Origin of the sequence: Streptomyces griseorubiginosus (assembly GCF_017614965.1) — a bacterium.
Classification (GTDB): domain Bacteria; phylum Actinomycetota; class Actinomycetes; order Streptomycetales; family Streptomycetaceae; genus Streptomyces; species Streptomyces griseorubiginosus_B.
The window spans coordinates 1-18452 of sequence record NZ_WVUG01000176.1; the positions used below are offsets into that span (position 1 = coordinate 1).

The 18452-nt window shown below is 70.2% G+C and carries 13 protein-coding genes; 11 read left to right on the top strand and 2 right to left on the bottom strand.

From position 1 onward, the window contains the following. The 5 genes from GRC12_RS27970 to GRC12_RS27990 all read left to right on the top strand — a co-directional run. A partial coding sequence (locus tag GRC12_RS27970) for an Rne/Rng family ribonuclease (protein ID WP_208782147.1) occupies positions 1–3174 on the top strand: 3174 nt, incomplete at its 5' end. A gap of 212 nt (positions 3175–3386) precedes the next feature. Further along, the gene (locus tag GRC12_RS27975; RefSeq protein ID WP_208782148.1) at positions 3387–4454 is read left to right on the top strand and encodes a glucose-1-phosphate thymidylyltransferase; all 1068 of its coding nucleotides are present in this window, start codon (positions 3387–3389) and stop codon (positions 4452–4454) included. Beyond that, positions 4451–5446 (top strand): dTDP-glucose 4,6-dehydratase, encoded by a 996-nt coding sequence (gene rfbB, locus GRC12_RS27980; protein WP_133041010.1) that lies wholly within the window; start codon positions 4451–4453, stop codon positions 5444–5446. The genes GRC12_RS27975 and rfbB overlap by 4 nt, the downstream gene beginning before the upstream one ends. Continuing rightward, positions 5443–6333: a dTDP-4-dehydrorhamnose reductase gene (rfbD, locus tag GRC12_RS27985; protein ID WP_208782149.1), complete on the top strand. Its 891-nt coding sequence runs from the start codon at positions 5443–5445 to the stop codon at positions 6331–6333. The genes rfbB and rfbD overlap by 4 nt, the downstream gene beginning before the upstream one ends. A 51-nt stretch (positions 6334–6384) precedes the next feature. Beyond that, entirely contained in the window at positions 6385–7695 is a 1311-nt protein-coding gene (locus tag GRC12_RS27990; RefSeq protein WP_208782150.1) for an FG-GAP repeat domain-containing protein, read from the top strand. 53 nt (positions 7696–7748) lie between these two features. Here GRC12_RS27990 and rfbC read toward each other — a convergent pair whose 3' ends face one another. Both rfbC and GRC12_RS28000 read right to left on the bottom strand, forming a co-directional pair. Then, a complete protein-coding gene (gene rfbC, locus GRC12_RS27995) occupies positions 7749–8342 on the bottom strand; it encodes a dTDP-4-dehydrorhamnose 3,5-epimerase (RefSeq protein WP_208782151.1) in 594 nt (197 codons plus the stop codon). Positions 8343–8391: 49 nt separating this feature from the next. Then, entirely contained in the window at positions 8392–10422 is a 2031-nt protein-coding gene (locus GRC12_RS28000; protein WP_208782152.1) for a glycosyltransferase family 2 protein, read from the bottom strand. Between the two features lie 347 nt (positions 10423–10769). On the opposite strand from GRC12_RS28000, the gene rplU reads away from it, so the two are divergent. The 6 genes from rplU to GRC12_RS28030 all read left to right on the top strand — a co-directional run. Next, positions 10770–11090: a 50S ribosomal protein L21 gene (gene rplU / locus GRC12_RS28005; RefSeq protein ID WP_003990208.1), complete on the top strand. Its 321-nt coding sequence runs from the start codon at positions 10770–10772 to the stop codon at positions 11088–11090. A gap of 14 nt (positions 11091–11104) precedes the next feature. Beyond that, positions 11105–11359: a 50S ribosomal protein L27 gene (rpmA, locus tag GRC12_RS28010; RefSeq protein WP_023550764.1), complete on the top strand. Its 255-nt coding sequence runs from the start codon at positions 11105–11107 to the stop codon at positions 11357–11359. Positions 11360–11507: 148 nt separating this feature from the next. Beyond that, positions 11508–12929, top strand: a complete 1422-nt coding sequence (gene obgE / locus GRC12_RS28015) for a GTPase ObgE (RefSeq protein WP_208782153.1) — start codon at positions 11508–11510, stop codon at positions 12927–12929. A 448-nt stretch (positions 12930–13377) separates the two neighbouring features. After that, positions 13378–14874 (top strand): bifunctional cytidylyltransferase/SDR family oxidoreductase, encoded by a 1497-nt coding sequence (locus GRC12_RS28020; RefSeq protein WP_208782154.1) that lies wholly within the window; start codon positions 13378–13380, stop codon positions 14872–14874. Between the two features lie 135 nt (positions 14875–15009). Further along, entirely contained in the window at positions 15010–17109 is a 2100-nt protein-coding gene (locus tag GRC12_RS28025) for a hypothetical protein (RefSeq protein WP_308286657.1), read from the top strand. Positions 17110–17260: 151 nt separating this feature from the next. Beyond that, a partial coding sequence (locus GRC12_RS28030; RefSeq protein WP_208782155.1) for a glycosyltransferase family 2 protein occupies positions 17261–18452 on the top strand: 1192 nt, incomplete at its 3' end.

Genomic DNA, 18452 nt, shown 5'->3' on the forward strand with positions numbered 1-18452 from the left:
GCCCAGGCCGACGACGACGCCTCCCCGCGCCGCGCCCGGCGTCGGGTGGTCCGCCGGGCCGCCGTCGGGTTCTCCGAGCCCGCCCGGGTCGGCGAGGCTGGTGAAGCCGGTGGAGACGAGGGGCCGCGGAGGCCCGCTCGGCCCGCCGTGGCCGTGTTCCAGGCGCCCGTGTTCACCGAGCCGCAGTTCCAGACCCCGCAGCGGGCGGCCGCTGCCGCTGCCGCGGAGGCCGCGGAGGCCGTCGAAGAGGTCGAAAAGGTCGAGGAGCTTCCCGAGGAGCAGCAGCCCGCCGGTACGCGCCGTCGGCGTCGCCGCCGGGGTGAGACCGCCGAGGCCGAGACGCCGGCCGTCGTCGAGGACGACGAGACGGAAGAGGCCGAGGAGTCGGCCGAGGGCGCCGCTGACGGTGAGGACGAGGCCGAGGAGACCGGGTCGCGGCGCCGCCGTCGGCGCGGTGGCCGTCGTCGCCGTCGCGGGGAGTCCGCCGAGGCCGGGGGCGAGGACGAGTCGGAGGAGTCCGACGAGCTCGCCGCCGAGCAGGCGGCGCAGGACGCCGAGGACACCGCCGAGCAGGAGGAAGAGGACGACGACGAGTCCCATGACGAGGCCGGCGGGTCCAGCTCCAGCAGCCGTCGTCGCCGTCGTCGGCGCCGTCGCGCCGGTGACTCCTCCGTCGACACCGAGCCCGGCGAGGGCGACCCCGAGCGCACCGTCGTCAAGGTCCGCGAGCCCCGTAAGCCCTCGGAGCCGTCCGACGAGGTTCAGTCGATCAAGGGTTCGACCCGTCTCGAGGCCAAGAAGCAGCGGCGTCGCGAAGGGCGTGAGCAGGGGCGCCGGCGCGTCCCGATCATCACCGAGGCCGAGTTCCTGGCCCGCCGTGAGGCCGTCGAGCGGGTGATGGTCGTCCGGCAGAGCGGTGAGCGCACGCAGATCGGCGTCCTGGAGGACGGCGTGCTCGTCGAGCACTACGTCAACAAGGAGCAGTCGACCTCGTACGTCGGCAACGTCTACCTGGGCAAGGTGCAGAACGTGCTGCCGTCGATGGAGGCCGCCTTCATCGACATCGGCAAGGGCCGCAACGCGGTGCTCTACGCCGGTGAGGTCAACTTCGAGGCGCTGGGCATGGCCAACGGGCCGCGCCGCATCGAGTCCGCCCTGAAGTCCGGGCAGTCCGTGCTCGTCCAGGTCACCAAGGACCCGATCGGGCACAAGGGCGCGCGTCTGACCAGCCAGGTCTCCCTCCCGGGCCGCTACCTCGTGTACGTCCCCGAGGGCTCGATGACCGGCATCAGCCGCAAGCTGCCCGACACCGAGCGCGCACGGCTGAAGACCATCCTCAAGAAGATCGTCCCCGAGGACGCGGGCGTCATCGTGCGCACCGCCGCCGAGGGCGCGAGCGAGGACGAGCTGCGCCGTGACGTCGAGCGGCTGCAGGCGCAGTGGGAGGAGATCCAGAAGAAGTCGAAGAACGGCAACGCCCCGACGCTGCTGTACGGCGAGCCGGACATGACCGTCCGGGTCGTGCGGGACATCTTCAACGAGGACTTCTCCAAGGTCATCGTCAGCGGTGACGAGGCCTGGCAGACCGTCCACGGCTATGTGTCCCACGTGGCGCCGGACCTCGCCGAGCGGTTGCAGAAGTGGACCAGCGAGGTCGACGTCTTCGCCACCTACCGGATCGACGAGCAGCTGGCCAAGGCGCTGGACCGCAAGGTCTGGCTGCCCAGCGGCGGTTCGCTGGTGATCGACCGGACCGAGGCGATGGTCGTCATCGACGTCAACACCGGCAAGTTCACCGGTCAGGGCGGCAACCTCGAGGAGACGGTCACCAGGAACAACCTGGAGGCGGCCGAGGAGATCGTCCGCCAGCTGCGGCTGCGCGACCTGGGCGGCATCATCGTGATCGACTTCATCGACATGGTGCTGGAGTCCAACCGGGACCTGGTGCTGCGGCGCCTGCTGGAGTGCCTGGGCCGGGACCGTACGAAGCACCAGGTCGCGGAGGTGACCTCGCTGGGCCTCGTGCAGATGACCCGCAAGCGGGTCGGACAGGGACTGCTGGAGTCCTTCTCCGAGACCTGCGTCCACTGCAACGGCCGCGGTGTCATCGTCCACATGGAGCAGCCGTCCTCCGCCGGTGGCGGCGGCAAGCGCAAGAAGCGCGGGCGGGGTGGTGACGGGCACGAGCAGGAGCAGCACGTGCACGAGACCGCCGCGGTGGCCGTGGAGAGCGGCGAGGCCGTCGAGCCGGAGATCGAGACCGCGGCGGAGATCGCCGCCGAGGCCGCCGAGCCGGTCGCGCTGCCCGCGCCGGTCTTCGAGCCGGACGAGGAGCTGTACAGCAGCGTCGCCGAGGCGGAGGCCGCGGTGTCCCGTGGCGGCCGCACCCGGCGCCGGGCGAGCCGGCGGGCTTCGGCTCCGGCGGGCGCGCCGCAGGGTCGGACCCGCCCGGAGACGGAGCGGTCCGACACGGCCGACGGCAAGGGCGCCGGGCGCGCCGACGCCGTCAAGGCCGCGTCCGACACCGAGGTGGCCGACGTGCCCACCGCCCAGGCCGTGCCGGCCGAGGTGGAGGCCGAGCGGCCCGTGCAGCCGGAGACGGCCGCCGAGGCGCAGGCCCGGCCCGTCGCCGCGGAGGACCCGGTGGTCGGCGCCGAGCCGGCCGAGGAGGCCGCGCCCAAGGGCCGTACCCGCCGTCGCGCCACCCGCAAGGTGTCGGCGCCCGCCGGTTCGCCGGCCGGGGCCGAGGCGGCGGTCGTGACCGTCAGCGAGACCGTGGCCGCACCCGTGGCCGAGGCTCCCGCGGCTGCCGGGCAGGAGGCCGAGGCGCCCGCCGAGAGTGCCGCTCCGGCCCGTCCGCGCCGCCGTGCGGTGCGCAAGGAGACCGCGCCCACCGCCCCCGAGGAGACGGCCGTCGTGGTCGTCCCGTCGGCCACGGAGGCCCCGGCCGCCGAGGAGGGCGCCGAGGACACGGCTCCGGCCAAGAAGACGGCCCGCAAGACGGCCAAGAAGGCCACCGCGAAGAAGGCCGCCACCAAGAAGACGGCTGCCAAGAAGACGGCTGCGAAGAAGACCGCCGCCAAGAAGACGACCGCCAAGAAGGCGGCGAAGAAGACGGCGGCCGCCGAACAGCAGCCGGTGTCGTCCGTCTCCACGGCGGCGGACGAGGGCTGACAGCCCGGCCTGCCGACAACGCGATGCGCCCCCGGTCCTCGGACCGGGGGCGCATCGCGTTGGCGCGTTCGTGCCGCCTCAGACGCCCCGGTCGGTACCCACGGTGAACCGGAGGCGTGCAGGCAAGGTTATGATGCTTCTCAAAGTTAACCGTAAATTCAGACAAGTTGGGATTTTCGTCCCAGCGAAGATGCAGTGATGGGGACCAATACGTGAAGGCTCTCGTGCTCTCCGGGGGAGCGGGTACCCGTCTCCGTCCGATCACCCACACCTCGGCCAAGCAGCTGGTGCCCGTCGCCAACAAGCCGGTGCTGTTCTACGGCCTCGAGGCCATCGCCGAGGCAGGCATCCGCGAGGTCGGCATCGTCGTCGGCGACACCGCGGACGAGATCCGCGAGGCGGTGGGGGACGGCTCCCGGTTCGGGATCGAGGTCACCTACATCCCCCAGGAAGCACCGCTGGGCCTCGCGCACGCCGTGCTCATCGCCCAGGACTTCCTCGGCGAGGACGACTTCGTCATGTACCTCGGCGACAACTTCATCGTCGGCGGCATCACCGGCCTGGTGGAGGAGTTCCGCGCCGAGCGGCCCGACGCCCAGATCCTGCTCACCCAGGTGCCCAACCCCACCTCCTTCGGTGTCGCCGAGCTCGACGCCGACGGCCGGGTCGTGGGCCTGGAGGAGAAGCCGAAGGTGCCCAAGAGCGATCTGGCGCTCGTCGGCGTCTACCTCTTCACCCCGGCCATCCACGAGGCCGTCCGCTCCATCGAGCCCTCCTGGCGCGGCGAGCTGGAGATCACCCACGCCATCCAGTGGCTGATCGACGACAAGCGCGACGTCCGCTCCACCACGATCTCGGGCTACTGGAAGGACACCGGCAACGTCACCGACATGCTGGAGGTCAACCGCTCGGTCCTGGAGACCGTGGAGCCGGTGACCGAGGGCACGGTGAGCGACGACAGCGAGATCATCGGCCGGGTGCGCATCGAGGCCGGCGCGCGCGTCAGCGGCAGCCGGATCGTGGGCCCCGTCATCCTCGGCGCCGGTACGGTGGTGGAGAACGCGTACATCGGCCCCTTCACCTCCGTGTCCGAGGACTGCCGGATCGAGGACAGCGAAATCGAGTACTCCATCGTGCTGCGCGGCTCGTCCGTGACCGGCGTGCGCCGGGTGGAGGCCTCGCTCATCGGGCGGGACGTCGAGGTGACGCCCGCTCCCCGTAACCCTTCGGCCCACCGGCTCGTGCTCGGTGATCACAGCAAGGTGCAGATCTCTTCATGACATCCCCCGCCACCCGGATCCTGGTGACCGGCGGTGCCGGTTTCATCGGCTCGCACTACGTCCGTACGCTGCTCGGCCCCGAGGGCCCCGGTGACGTCGCGATCACCGTGCTGGACAAGCTGACGTACGCGGGCAACCCGGCCAACCTCGACGAGGTGCGCGAGCACCCCGGCTTCTCCTTCGTGCAGGGCGACATCTGCGACGTCGAGCTCGTCGGCAAGCTGATGGCCGAGCACGACCAGGTGGTGCACTTCGCCGCCGAGTCGCACGTGGACCGCTCCATCGACGGCGGCGCGGAGTTCGTCCGCACGAACGTGGTCGGCACCCACACGCTGATCGACGCCGCGCACCGGGCCGGTATCAAGACCTTCGTGCACATCTCCACCGACGAGGTCTACGGCTCCATCGACGAGGGTTCCTGGCCCGAGACGCACCCGCTGCAGCCCAACTCGCCGTATTCCTCGGCGAAGGCCTCCAGCGACCTGATCGCGCTGTCGTACCACCGCACCCACGGCCTGGATGTGCGGGTGACCCGCTGCTCCAACAACTACGGGCACCACCACTTCCCCGAGAAGGTCATCCCGCTGTTCGTGACCAACCTCCTCGACGGCAAGAAGGTCCCGCTGTACGGCGACGGCGGCAACGTCCGCGACTGGCTGCACATCGACGACCACGTCCAGGGCATCGAGCTGGTGCGCACCAAGGGCCGTCCCGGTGAGGTCTACAACATCGGCGGCGGCACCGAGCTGTCCAACCGTGAGCTGACCGAGCTGCTGCTGAAGGCGTGCGGCGCGGACTGGGACACCAGCGTCGAGTACGTCCAGGACCGCAAGGGCCACGACCGCCGCTACTCCGTCGACTGCACCAAGATCCGTGAGGAGCTCGGCTACGAGCCCCGCAAGAGCTTCGAGCAGGGCCTCGCGGAGACCGTGCAGTGGTACCGCGACAACCGCGCCTGGTGGGAGCCGCTGAAGGAGCGGGCGGCCCTGTGAGCGGCGACCGCACCTGGCTGGTCACGGGCGCGGGCGGGATGCTGGGCCAGGACGTCCTGGCCCGGCTGGCCGAGGCCGAGGAGACGGCCGTCGCGCTGGACCGCGCGGCCCTGGACCTCACCGACGCCGACGCCGTCACCCGGGCGATCGAGGAGCACCGGCCCTCCGTCGTCGTCAACTGCGCGGCCTGGACCGCCGTCGACGACGCCGAGACCCGTGAGGACGAGGCGCTGCGGATCAACGGCGACGGCCCGCGCCACCTCGCCGAGGCCTGCGCCCGCACCGGGGCCGTGCTGCTGCACGTCTCCACGGACTACGTCTTCGCCGGCGACGCCGACGAGCCGTACGCCGAGGACGCCCCCACCGCCCCGCGCAGCGCCTACGGCCGCACCAAGCTGGCCGGCGAGCAGGCCGTGCTGAAAAGCCTGCCGGAGCGCGGCTACGTGGTCCGCACCGCCTGGCTCTACGGCGCCGGCGGCCCCAATTTCGTCCGTACGATGATCAAGCTGGAGGGCGTCAAGGACAACCTCGACGTCGTCGACGACCAGCGCGGGCAGCCCACCTGGAGCGCGGATCTCGCCGGGCTGCTGTACGAGCTGGGCCGCGCCGCCCTGGCCGGTGTCGCGCCGGCCGGTGTCTACCACGGCACCAGCTCCGGCGAGACGACGTGGTTCGGGTTCACCCGGGCCATCTTCGAGCGGCTCGGCGCCGACCCCGAGCGGGTCCGTCCCACCACCAGCGACGCCTTCGTACGCCCGGCTCCCCGGCCGGCCTACAGCGTGCTGGGCCACGACCGGTGGGCAGCGGCCGGCATCACGCCGATCCGTGACTGGCGGGAGGCGCTGACCGAGGCGTTCCCCGCGCTGCTCAAGGCCGAGCGGGGCTGACCCCCTCCGTACCTGTACAACCTCGGACCGCCGTCGGCGGTCCGAGGTTGCATGAAAAGAGCGCTTGGCGCGGTCGCCGTCCTGCTCCTGCTGCTGTCCGCCTGCGGTTCCGGCGGCCCGGCCGAGGGACGAGCACGTCATCCGGGGGTCCGGTCCGACTTCGACGGCGACGGGTACGGCGATCTCGTCGTCGGTGACACGACCGCGACCGTGCACGGGAAGTACGCCGCCGGTTACGTGGCCGTCCTGCGCGGGTCGGCCCACGGCCCCCGGATCAAGAAGCCCCAGGTCGTCACCCAGGACGACCTGGGCTTCGGCAAGGCGGGCCAGGGCGGCGCGTTCGGCGGCGCCGGCACCGTCACCGCCGACCTCGACGGTGACGGGCGGGCCGACCTCGTCACCCAGGCGGGCCGTGACACGCTCTTCGTCGTCTGGGGGAGCGAGAAGGGGCTGTCCGGTGCGGCGGCGGCCCGGATGACCGGCTCGGCTCCCCTCGCGGGCAATGTCGACGGCGACGGACACGCCGATCTCGTCGTCGGCCCGGCGCAGGGTGACAGCGAGGTCAACACCGTACGCGTACTGCTGGGGCCGTTCAGCCGCGAGGGCACACCACGTCGTACGGTCTCGCTCGACCTGAGGCCGAGCGACCCGCGGTACCCCGTCGCCGTGCCCTCCGCCCTCGGGGACGTCACGGGGGACGGCAAGGACGATCTCGTGGTCAGCTGGTCCATCCTCGCGGACTACGCGCCCGTCCCCCGAGCCACCGTCCTGTACCGGGGGACAGCCGACGGGAGGCTGGTCAAGGGCCCCCGCCTGCCCGACGGCTTCTACGGTTCGCTGGTGACGGCGGACATCAACCACGACGGTCATGACGACGTCGTGGCGGGTCTGTCCTGCGAGATGCTCGGCGACGTGTCGATCCCGGTGGGGGGCAGCCGGCTGACCGTCCTGTACGGCGGGACCATGAAGACGACACGCATCACCGCGGACACCCCGGGCCTGCCGGTGGAGGGGCCGTTCTCCCCCTGCACGTTCGGCGGCGGACCGGTGGTCGGGGACGCGGACGGCGACGGATACGCCGATGTGGCGTTCTCGGCCGAGACCCGGGCGGGGCAACGGCAGGTCGTCCTGCTGCGAGGGAGCGCCGCGGGGCTGACCACCGAGGGGGCGCGGGCCGTGCCGGGCGGCTTCGCCGTACTGCTCGACACCGATGGCGGCAAGGCGGCGAATCTGGTGGTCGACGACCACGGAGAGATCCGGGTGTGGCGCGGCGAGTCCCAGCTGCTCGCTTTCACCGCGGCCGACCTCCACCTCGGGCCGGGGATCTCGGGCAGTGGACACGGCCTCTCGCCGGTCGGCTGACACGCGCAGGGGGCCTCGCGGACGGATCCGCGAGGCCCCCTGGGGTGACCGGTTCAGCCGCGCAGCTGCGCGTAGTAGGCCTGGCAGTCCTCGTACGACGGCAGCAGGTCCTGGGCCTCCGCCTCGGCCAGGGTCGGCGCCGCGGCGTCCTTGTCGGACAGGACGGGCGTCAGACCGGACGGCCACTCGATGCCGAGCTCCGCGTCGAGCGGGTGGATGCCGTGCTCGCGCTGCGGGGCGTACCCCTCGGAGCACAGGTAGACGACCGTCGCGTCGTCGGTCAGCGCCATGAAGGCGTGCCCGAGCCCCTCGGAGAGGTAGACCGAGTGGTGGTCCACGTCGTCCAGACGCACCGCCTCCCACTGCTTGTACGTCGGTGAGCCGACGCGGATGTCGACGATGACGTCCAGCACGGCGCCGCGCACGCACTTCACGTACTTCGCCTGGCTGGGCGGCACGTCCGCGAAGTGGATGCCGCGCAGCGTGCCGCGGCTGGAGACCGAGCAGTTGGCCTGGGCCAGGTTCAGCGGGTGGCCCAGGGCCTTCTCGAACTCGCCCCCCTTGAACCACTCGTGGAAGCTCCCGCGGGCGTCCGGAAAGATCTTCGGTTCGAGTATCCAGGCGCCGGCGATGCCGAGCTCCCGCATGGTGATCACATCCTCTTGCTTGTTCGCCGGGTCGAGACCGTGACGCCGGTCAGCCGACCAGCTTCTTCGCCAGTCCCCGGATCTTCTTGCGGGCCGGCGCGGGCAGCCGGCGGACGACGGGGCCACCGACGGCGCTCAGCCTGCGACGGACGTTCTCCTTGCGCCGCCTGGCCAGCGCCGTGCGCACGAGTTCCGGGTCCACGACGGGCAGATCGCTGCTGATCTGCACCTTGCCGTTGGCGCGGACCGTCACGTCGCACAGGTCGAGCGCCTCGTTCTTCTCCCCGTCCAGCTTCGCCGAGAGCTTCCACTCCCCGGCGGGGACGCCCGCCGCCCGCTCGGGCAGCACGATGTGCCCGCGTTCCGCGACCGGACGGACCTCGCCGGGCAGCGTGTAGGAGCGTCCGCTGTCGGAGCTCAGGACCAGGTCGGTCCGGTACGGGGCGGTCACCGCGCGGGTGAACAGGTCGAGCCGGAGCTCCGCCCGCTCGCCGGGCATCCGCTGCACGGGGCGGTTCTCCAGGTAGGTGGCCAGCCGCTTGCTGCGGCGCTCCACGTCGAGGGTGAGGTTGCCGTGCGGGTCGGTGAAGTACGGGATGACCGCGCGGGAGGGGGAGCCGAGGAGCGCCGGGCGGCAGTCCTGGTCGACGTGGGGCGCGCGGTCGGCGCCGAGGCGGGCCTTGCGGACCACGCCGAGGCCGCGGACCGGCACCCAGATGTCCCAGAAGCCGCGGGAGACCGGACCGCGGCCCTTGACGCCCTGGGGGCTGACCTGGCCGGTGCCGCGCAGCACGACCTCGCACACACCGTCGCCGAGGTCCTGCACGGCGGCGGTGTACTTCGCGGCGCACGGCCACTCGACCGCGGTCTCCCGGTTGCGCAGCGACATCTCGGCCTTGAAGCCGTCCAACTCGTCGGTGACGTCGACCAGTTCACCCTCCCCGAGATAGTCCTCGGTGAGGTCGGGGTGCAGGTGGAGCCGGTCGTCGCGGCGCAGCAGCCGCAGCGGCTCGGCGTCGTCGCCGACGACCAGGCGGGCGCTGACGGTGACGTCCAGCTTGCCGTCGGAGCGCCAGGCGACGTCCTCCAGGCGGGCCGCGCCCTTGATGGAGCTCATCAGCCGGGCGAAGCGCACCAGGCCCTGCCGGTCGTCGCGGCGCAGCAGGGTGGAGCGGACGCGGGCGAGCGCCCCGAGCCCGTTGTGCACACCGTCGGTCATGTAGGTGTCGGCCAGCGGCTTCACGGCGTCGACCATCTCGTCGAGGTAGGCCTCGTCGTACTTCAGGACGCTGGGCTCGCTCAGCCGGCCGAGCATCTCCACCCGGTAGAAGCGCCGCAGCAGCAGGTCGCGGAAGTCGCCGGGCTCGGTGTTGGCGACGACGACGTCGAGGACCTCGCGGAGGTTGCCGTAGTAGCCGGAGGGGACGATGCGGGCCGAGCCGGCGTTGTTGCCGTCGTCACGCTTCGAGTAGTAGTAGCAGGTGTAGCTGCCGAGGATGGAGACGACCTTCGCTGGGAAGTAGGCCTCCATCATGTACAGCTGGTCCTCGAGGCGCCGCTTGCCCTCGGGGTAGGCGATCTTGTTCTCGCGCAGGAACTCCGTGCGGAACATCTTGTGCGGGGTGAGGCTGTCGTACAGCGGCGCGTTGTGGATGGTGCACTTCTCGCGGTCCACGCGGAAGACGCCGTGCGGGACGCCGCGGAAGTTGCTGGCCACCTTGCCGATGACGATGTCCGAGCCGTTGCGGTGGCCCATCTCGTAGAGCCGGCGCAGGGCGTCGGAGGCCAGGTAGTCGTCCTGGTCGAGGAACTGGACGTACTCGCCCTTCGCCTCGCCCACACCGATGTTCCTGGGCTTACCGGGCCAGCCGGAGTTCGGGATGCTTATGACCCGGAAGTGCGGGTGCTCCTTCGCGAGGGCCTCGAGCTTCTCCGGGGTGTCGTCGGTCGAGCCGTCGTTCACGAACAGGACTTCGAACTCGTCGGCGGGCAGGGTCTGCCGCACCAGTGAGTCGATGCAGGGCTGGATGTACTTCCCCGGGTTGTACACCGGGATGATGACGCTCACCTTGATCGACATCTGCTGTACCTGTCTCCTGTCCGGAAGCCCTGCGTAGTGTGGCCGCGGTGTGTACGGCCGGTGGCCTGTGGGTGTATGTCTGGGGTCACAGGGTAACGGCAGCCGATCCGGGTAGACGCGGCGGCTTCCGGCGCCCCGGACCGCCGTCCTCCCGCCCCGTCCGGACCTGGTTTGACCGTCTCAGGCGCGTCCCCGTACTCTTGACCGTCGGCGTGTCTGTGGACAAGGCCACGCCACATCCCCGTAAACCTCTTCCTCTGTAGCACAGAGTGCCGCGGAGAGGCTGCCCGCGCGCCGGACGGCTGGACTGCGGGGGTGCCGTTCCCGAGCGAGAGAGTGAGATCCGCGTGTACGCCATCGTGCGCAGCGGTGGCCGCCAGCACAAGGTTGCTGTCGGCGACATCGTTGAGGTTGACAAGATTTCCACCGCCAAGGTTGGCGACACGGTCGAGCTCTCGACCCTGCTCGTTGTCGACGGCGACGCCGTGACCAGCGACCCGTGGGTGCTGGCCGGCATCAAGGTCCAGGCCGAGGTCGTGGACCACCACAAGGGCCAGAAGATCGACATTCTGCGCTACAAGAACAAGACGGGTTACCGCCGTCGCCAGGGCCACCGCCAGCAGTACACGGCGATCAAGGTCACTGAGATCCCCACGGCTGCGAAGTAAGGGACTGAGGAGAGATGGCACACAAGAAGGGCGCATCGTCCACCCGGAACGGTCGCGACTCGAACGCCCAGCGGCTCGGCGTGAAGCGCTTCGGCGGTCAGGTCGTCAACGCGGGTGAGATCCTGGTCCGCCAGCGCGGCACCCACTTCCACCCCGGCGCCGGCGTCGGCCGTGGCGGCGACGACACGCTGTTCGCGCTGCAGGCCGGTGCGGTGGAGTTCGGTACCCACCGTGGCCGCAAGGTCGTGAACATCGTTCCGGTCGCCTGAGCCCAGGCTTGGACGCCCAGGCTTAAAGCCCAGGCCCAGACACAGACCGAACGCTTCGCGAGGCGGACCTCACTTCCCGTGCGGGAAGGCGGGTCCGCCTTTCGCGTGTTACGTAAGAGACATCCCCGTTCTTCTGGAGGCACCCCCCATGACCACCTTCGTGGACCGCGTCGAGCTGCACGTCGCCGCGGGTAACGGAGGCCACGGCTGTGCCTCCGTCCACCGTGAGAAGTTCAAGCCGCTCGGCGGACCCGACGGCGGCAACGGCGGACGCGGCGGCGATGTGATCCTCACCGTCGACCAGTCCGTCACCACGCTGCTCGACTACCACCACTCCCCGCACCGCAAGGCCACCAACGGCAAGCCCGGCGAGGGCGGCAACCGCTCCGGCAAGGACGGCCAGGACCTGGTGCTGCCCGTCCCGGACGGCACCGTCGTCCTCGACAAGGCGGGCAACGTCCTCGCCGACCTGGTCGGCCACGGCACCTCGTACGTCGCCGCCCAGGGCGGCCGCGGCGGGCTCGGCAACGCGGCGCTGGCGTCGGCCAGGCGCAAGGCGCCGGGGTTCGCGCTGCTCGGTGAGCCGGGAGATCTCCAGGACGTCGTCCTGGAGCTGAAGACGGTCGCGGACGTCGCGCTGGTCGGCTACCCGAGCGCGGGCAAGTCCTCGCTGATCTCGGTGCTCAGCGCGGCCAAGCCGAAGATCGCGGACTACCCCTTCACCACGCTGGTCCCCAACCTCGGTGTGGTGACGGCCGGTTCGACCGTCTACACCATCGCGGACGTGCCGGGACTGATCCCCGGAGCCAGCCAGGGCAAGGGCCTGGGCCTCGAGTTCCTGCGGCACGTCGAGCGGTGCAGCGTGCTCGTGCACGTCCTGGACACCGCCACCCTGGAGTCCGACCGTGACCCCGTCTCCGACCTCGACGTCATCGAGGAGGAGCTGAAGCAGTACGGCGGGCTCGACCGGCGGCCGCGGATCGTCGTCCTCAACAAGATCGACGTACCGGACGGCAAGGACCTCGCGGAGATGGTGCGGCCGGATCTGGAGGCCCGCGGATACCGGGTCTTCGAGGTGTCCGCGGTCGCCCATCTCGGCCTGCGGGAGCTGTCGTTCGCGGTCGCGGACCTGGTGGCGAAGGCCCGGGCCGCGAAGCCCAAGGAGGAGGCGACGCGCATCGTCATCCGCCCGAAGGCCGTCGACGACACCGGCTTCACCGTCACCCGCGAGGACGAGGGACTGTTCCGGGTGCGCGGCGAGAAGCCCGAACGCTGGGTGCGGCAGACCGACTTCAACAACGACGAGGCCGTGGGCTACCTCGCGGACCGGCTCAACCGGCTCGGTGTCGAGGAGGAGTTGATGAAGGCCGGGGCCCGCGCGGGCGACGGCGTCGCCATCGGCCCCGAGGACAACGCGGTCGTCTTCGACTGGGAGCCGTCGATGACGGCCGGTGCGGAGATGCTGGGCCGGCGCGGCGAGGACCACCGCTTCGAGGCACCGAGGCCCGCGGCACAGCGCCGCCGGGACCGCGAGGCGGAGCGGGAGTTCGACGACTTCGAGCCGTTCTGAGCGGAGCCCGTGTGACCGGGGCGCCCGGCCCGGCCGGCTCACTCTCGCCGAGACCGAAATGCTGCGGAATCTTGACCAGGAATTCCGCGGCAATGGCCTCCGGACGAGCTGTATTCCAAGCTCGAACGAAACGGCGCGGTGACGCATATGAAGAATGCGTGCAGCCCCACACCCGGAACGTGAGGATCGGACACCCCGCCGGGCGGTTGAGGCCGCCGCCGGATCACCTGTATGGGCGTACGGGGCCTCGGAGATTCGCCACTGAGCGCCTGTGCCGTTACTCACAGCGATTTCGCCAGTGCTCTCGGCGGAGTTCCGGGGGTCACCAGCAGTGCAAGGTGAATGCCAGGTAGCGCGTACATATGCAGTGGAGGGCGCTCACCTTGCACAGCGGTAACCGCAAGTGGGACCATTTCACCGTTCCCTGTCGCCCCAAGGTAGGTCCTCTGTGTCCCAGCACATAGCCAAGCCCCGTACCACCGCAGTGATCCTGGCCGGTGGTACCGGCCAGCGGGTGGGTCTGTCGATCCCCAAGCAGCTGCTGAAGATCGCCGGCAAGGCAGTCATCGAGCACACCCTGACCACCTTCGAGAAGGCGGACTCGATCGACGACATCATCGTGCTGATGGCGCCGGGCTACGTGTCCGACGTCGAGAAGATCGTCGCCAAGGCCGGGTTCACCAAGGTCAAGAAGATCATCGAGGGCGGTTCCACGCGGAACGAGACCACCGAGCGCGCCATCGAGGCCCTCGGCGAGGGTCTGGCGCAGGGCGAGGACCTCAACGTCCTCTTCCACGACGCCGTACGCCCTCTGCTGTCGCAGCGTGTCATCGACGACTGCGTGGTGGCGCTGGAGCGTTACGAGGCCGTCGACGTGGCCATCCCGTCCGCGGACACCATCATCGTGACCCGCACCCACGGCCAGGACGGCGAGTTCATCACGGAGATCCCGGACCGCTCCCGGCTGCGCCGCGGCCAGACCCCGCAGGCCTTCAAGCTCTCCACGATCCGCCGCGCCTACGAGGTCGCCGCCGGCGACCCCAACTTCCAGGCCACGGACGACTGCTCGGTCGTGCTCAAGTACCTGCCGGACGTGCCGATCCACGTCGTCGCGGGCGACGAGTACAACATGAAGGTCACCCAGCCGGTCGACGTCTTCATCGCCGACAAGCTCTTCCAGCTCGCCTCCACGGCGGCCCCCGAGCAGAACGGCGACGAGGCGTACCGCGAGCTGCTCACCGGCAAGACCGTCGTCGTCTTCGGCGGCTCCTACGGCATCGGCAAGGACATCTCCGAACTCGCCGCGTCCTACGGCGCCAGTGTGTACCCGCTGGGCCGCTCCACCACCGGCACCCACGTGGAGAACCCGGAGGAGGTCGACGACGCGCTGTCCAAGGCGTACGCGGAGACCGGCCGGATCGACTACGTCGTCAACACCGCCGGTGTGCTGCGCATCGGCAAGCTCGCCGAGACCGACAACGCGACCATCGAGGAAGCGCTGAAGGTCAACTACCTGGCGCCGGTACAGATCGCACGTTCGAGCTACAAGTACCTCGCCGAGACCAAGGGCCAGCTGCTGCTGTACACCTCCAGCAGCTACACCCGCGGCCGCGCCGAGTACAGCCTGTACTCCTCCACCAAGGCCGCGATGGTGAACCTCACCCAGGCCCTGTCCGACGAGTGGGCCGGCGACGGCGTCCGCGTCAACTGCATCAACCCGGAGCGCACCGCCACGCCGATGCGCACCAAGGCCTTCGGCCAGGAGCCCGCGGGCTCGCTGCTGTCCTCCGAGGCGGTGGCGCGTACCTCGCTGGACGTGCTCCTTTCCGAGCTCACCGGGCATGTCATCGACGTACGCCAGCAGGACCCGACGGCGGGTGCCGCCGAGGCCAACGGCTTCGAGCAGGCGCTGGCCTCGGTGTTGGACCGTCAGGACGGCGTGTAATAATCGACCACAATTAGCCTTCCGTTATTCAGGCCTCTGCTTTCCGGTGTTAATGCAGTGCATTGACCGGCGTTCGCAGGGGCCTGAATCCGTAAAGAACAAAACCGGCACTTCCCCTCCCAGAGCAGGTTTTACGTGATATCCACCGCTATTCGCGTCGCCCGGGTGGGCAGCGCGTCGGAGCTGGCCGCGGCGGTCCTCCTGATGCTGGGCTTCCCGGCGATCATGGTGGCCGCGCTCATCCCGAGCGTCTACGCCTTCGCGGCAGCGGCCGCCGTGACGTACCTGGCCGACCACTACCTGCACCGCAAGGGCAGCTACCTGATCAACCGGCTGAGCAAGGTCAGAGCCGGTCTCTCGATCCGCTTCCTGATCCGGGAGCTGCTGCTGATCCTGCTGCTGGCCCGGCTGGACCTCGCGAACAACCTGATCTACTACGGCGCGATCGGCTGCTTCATCGCGTTCTACGGCCTCCAGGCACCGCACGGCGCCGTGGTCACGCTGATCCGCAACCGCCGCCGGATGCCGGTCGCCACCCGCAACGTCGACCTGAAGTCGCGGATCAACATCCCCAACGCGCCGCCGCTGGGCCTGCTCGACCGGTCGGCCGAGAAGATGCTCCACCTCGACCTCGCGGCCGTCGTCGGCATACTGATCTCCGCCGAGGCGGGCTCCTCCGCGGCCGGCTTCATCGGCATCGGCCTCACCCTGGGCCTCGGCAGCCTGTACGTCCTGGCGCTCGTGCCGTACGTCCGCGGCGGCAAGATCCCGCCGAACGCCGACACGGTGCTGGCCGCCGTCGACGACTGGCTGCGCGCGTACAAGCCGGAGACGGTGCTGTACTTCTCCGGCTCCAAGGACTCCGCCTACCAGGTCAACATGTGGCTGGAGACCATGGAGCAGCTGGACTCCCGGCCGCTGATCATCCTGCGTGAGCGGGTCATCCTGCAGAACCTCGCGCCCACCACGGTCCCCGTCATCTGCGTGCCCGGAGGGGTGCACCTGATGAACATGGACCTCTCCACGGTGCGCGTCGCGCTGTACGCCGCGAACGTCGGCAAGAACATCCACCTGCTGCGCGTGCCCACCATGAAGCACGTCTTCATCGGCCACGGCGACAGCGACAAGCTGGCCAGCGTCAACCCGTTCAGCAAGGCCTACGACGAGGTGTGGACCGCCGGCCGCGCGGGCCGCGACCGCTACGCCATCGCCGACGTCGGCGTCCGCGACGAGGACATCGTCGAGGTCGGCCGCCCGCAGCTCGCGCCGATCCGGGGCTGGGAGGGCGTGCCGGAGGGGCGCCTCCCGACGGTGCTCTACGCCCCCACCTGGGAAGGCTGGGACGGCGACCCGGGCAACACCTCGATCATGCTCGCCGGCGAGAACATCGTGAAGAAGCTGGTCAAGGCCGACCCGCCGGTGCGTGTCCTGTACAAGCCGCACCCCTTCACGGGCACGGTCCTGCCCAAGGCCGCCGCCGCCCACCGGCGCATCGTCGCCCTGGTGGAGAAGGCCGCCGCCGAGCGGGCCGCCGACTCCCGCTTCACCGCCGACACCGAGGAGCAGGAGAAGGCGAAGGCCGACCTCGTCCGCATCGAGGCCCGGATCGCCGAGCTGGTCGGCGCCGGCGGCGACAAGGCCGACGAGGCGGAGGCCACCCGGGACGGCGTCGTCGACGTCGCCAAGTACGAGGAGGTCGCCCGGCTGCGGGGCGAGTGGAACGAGGCCTACTGGCGCTCGTTCCCGGCGTGGGAGCACCGCGTCATCGAGGGCGCCGAACCGCGCCTGTTCGACTGCTTCAACGTCTCCGACGCGATGGTCTCCGACATCTCCTCCGTCGTCTCCGACTTCATCGCGAGCGGCAAGCCGTACGCGGTCACCGACTCCGCCGAGCTGGGCGTGGAGGAGTTCAAGCGGCAGAACACCGCCGTGCGCGCCGCGGTGATCCTCTCCAACAAGGCCGCCGAGATCGGTGAGCTGCTGGCCGCCGTACGCGATCCGAAGGCGGACCCGCTGGCCGAGGACCGCAAGGAACTCAAGAAGTACCTCCTCGGCCCGGACGAGCCCACCTCCATCGAGCAGTTCAACACCGCGGTGAAGGAGCTGGCCCTCAAGGCCGACACCCGCAACCTCGGCCAGGAGTCCCGTGCCTCCGCGGCCGGAACCCCCGGCGCCGACGAACTCTCGGACGCGCTGTCCGCCCCACAGCCGGCCCCGCAGCCGCCGACCGTGTGAAACAGGTGAGAAGGGCCCGGTTTTCTGAGGAGTGATCCTCGAAAACCGGGCGCTTCTTACGTATGTCCAGGCAACCGCCCCGAGCGGTCGTCCGTCTAGAAGATGACGAACGAGCCGACTGAGGGGGAACTTCCTGTGACAAGGGGGAAACGTGACCGTGGCGCAGCCTGATGTGAGCGTCGTCATCGGGGCCTACGAGGCGATGCCCTATCTGGTCGAGTGCCTCGCGTCCGTCGAGGCCCAGACCATCGGGGCCGAGCGGATCGAGGTCATCGCGGTCGACGACGGCTCGACGGACGGGACGGGGGACTACCTGGAGCGGTTCGCCGAGCGCGCGGCCATGCCGGTCACCGTGATCCGCCAGCAGAACTCCGGCGGCCCCAGCGGCCCGCGCAACGTCGGGCTCGGCAAGGCCGCCGGGCGGTACGTGTTCTTCCTGGACGCCGACGACCGGCTCGGGCCCGAGGCGCTCGAGCGGATGGTCGCGGCGGCCGACCGCAACGGCACGGACGTGGTCCTCGGCAGGATCGAGGGCATCAACCGCTCGGCGCCGCGGATCGCCTGGGAGACCCTGGAGCGCACCGACGTCTTCTCCTCCAGCATCAAGTTCACCCTGAGCGCGCAGAAACTCTTCCGCCGCGCACTTCTCGAACGGCACGGGATGCGCTTCGACGAGTCGCTGTGGACCGGCGAGGACGCGCTGTTCACCATGGAGGCGTATCTGCGGGCCGACGGCGTCTCCGTGGTCGGCGACCACACCTGCTACTACCTGGTGGGCCGCGAGGACGGCAAACACGTGACGAAGACCGGGAGTTACACCCTGCGCTTCGACTCCGCGCGGGCCCTGATGCACCTGATCGCCGAGTTCGTGCCCGCGGGGGAGCGGCGTGACGCGCTCATGGTGCGGCCCTTCCTGGTCACGCTGCTGCCGCAGTTCGGGCCGAAGTTCCTCACGGACAGCGAGCAGGTCCGCGGGCACAAGTTCGAGCTGGCCGAACCGCTGATGAAGCAGTTCTGGACCAGTACGGTCGCCGGGCGCCTCAAGGTCGAGGAGCGCATACGGCTGCACCTCGTCGCCGAGCAGCAGCCCGAACTCCTCGCCGGGTTCCTGGAGTTCCTGAAGGCGAAGAAGCAGCCGGAGGCGGTCCTCGAACGCAGAGGCCATCACGTCTACCTCGCCTACCCCTACTTCCGCGAGGCCTCGCTCGGCATCCCCGACTCCCTGTACCGCGCCGCCCCCCGCGAGGCCCGAGCCGTACCCGGCTACCGGGAACACACCGCGACCTCCCTCCTGCGCCGAGCGGTGGGCAAGGCCCGCCGGGCGATGAGCCCCCGTCCCACCC

Bases quoted from the DNA above. Each gene is read 5' to 3' on its own strand.
- rfbB (WP_133041010.1), top strand. From the start codon at position 4,451: ATGACATCCCCCGCCACCCGGATCCTGGTGACCGGCGGTGCCGGTTTC.
- GRC12_RS27990 (WP_208782150.1), top strand. From the start codon at position 6,385: ATGAAAAGAGCGCTTGGCGCGGTCGCCGTCCTGCTCCTGCTGCTGTCC.
- rfbC (WP_208782151.1), bottom strand. From the start codon at position 8,342: ATGCGGGAGCTCGGCATCGCCGGCGCCTGGATACTCGAACCGAAGATC.
- GRC12_RS28000 (WP_208782152.1), bottom strand. From the start codon at position 10,422: ATGTCGATCAAGGTGAGCGTCATCATCCCGGTGTACAACCCGGGGAAG.
- rpmA (WP_023550764.1), top strand. From the start codon at position 11,105: ATGGCACACAAGAAGGGCGCATCGTCCACCCGGAACGGTCGCGACTCG.
- obgE (WP_208782153.1), top strand. From the start codon at position 11,508: ATGACCACCTTCGTGGACCGCGTCGAGCTGCACGTCGCCGCGGGTAAC.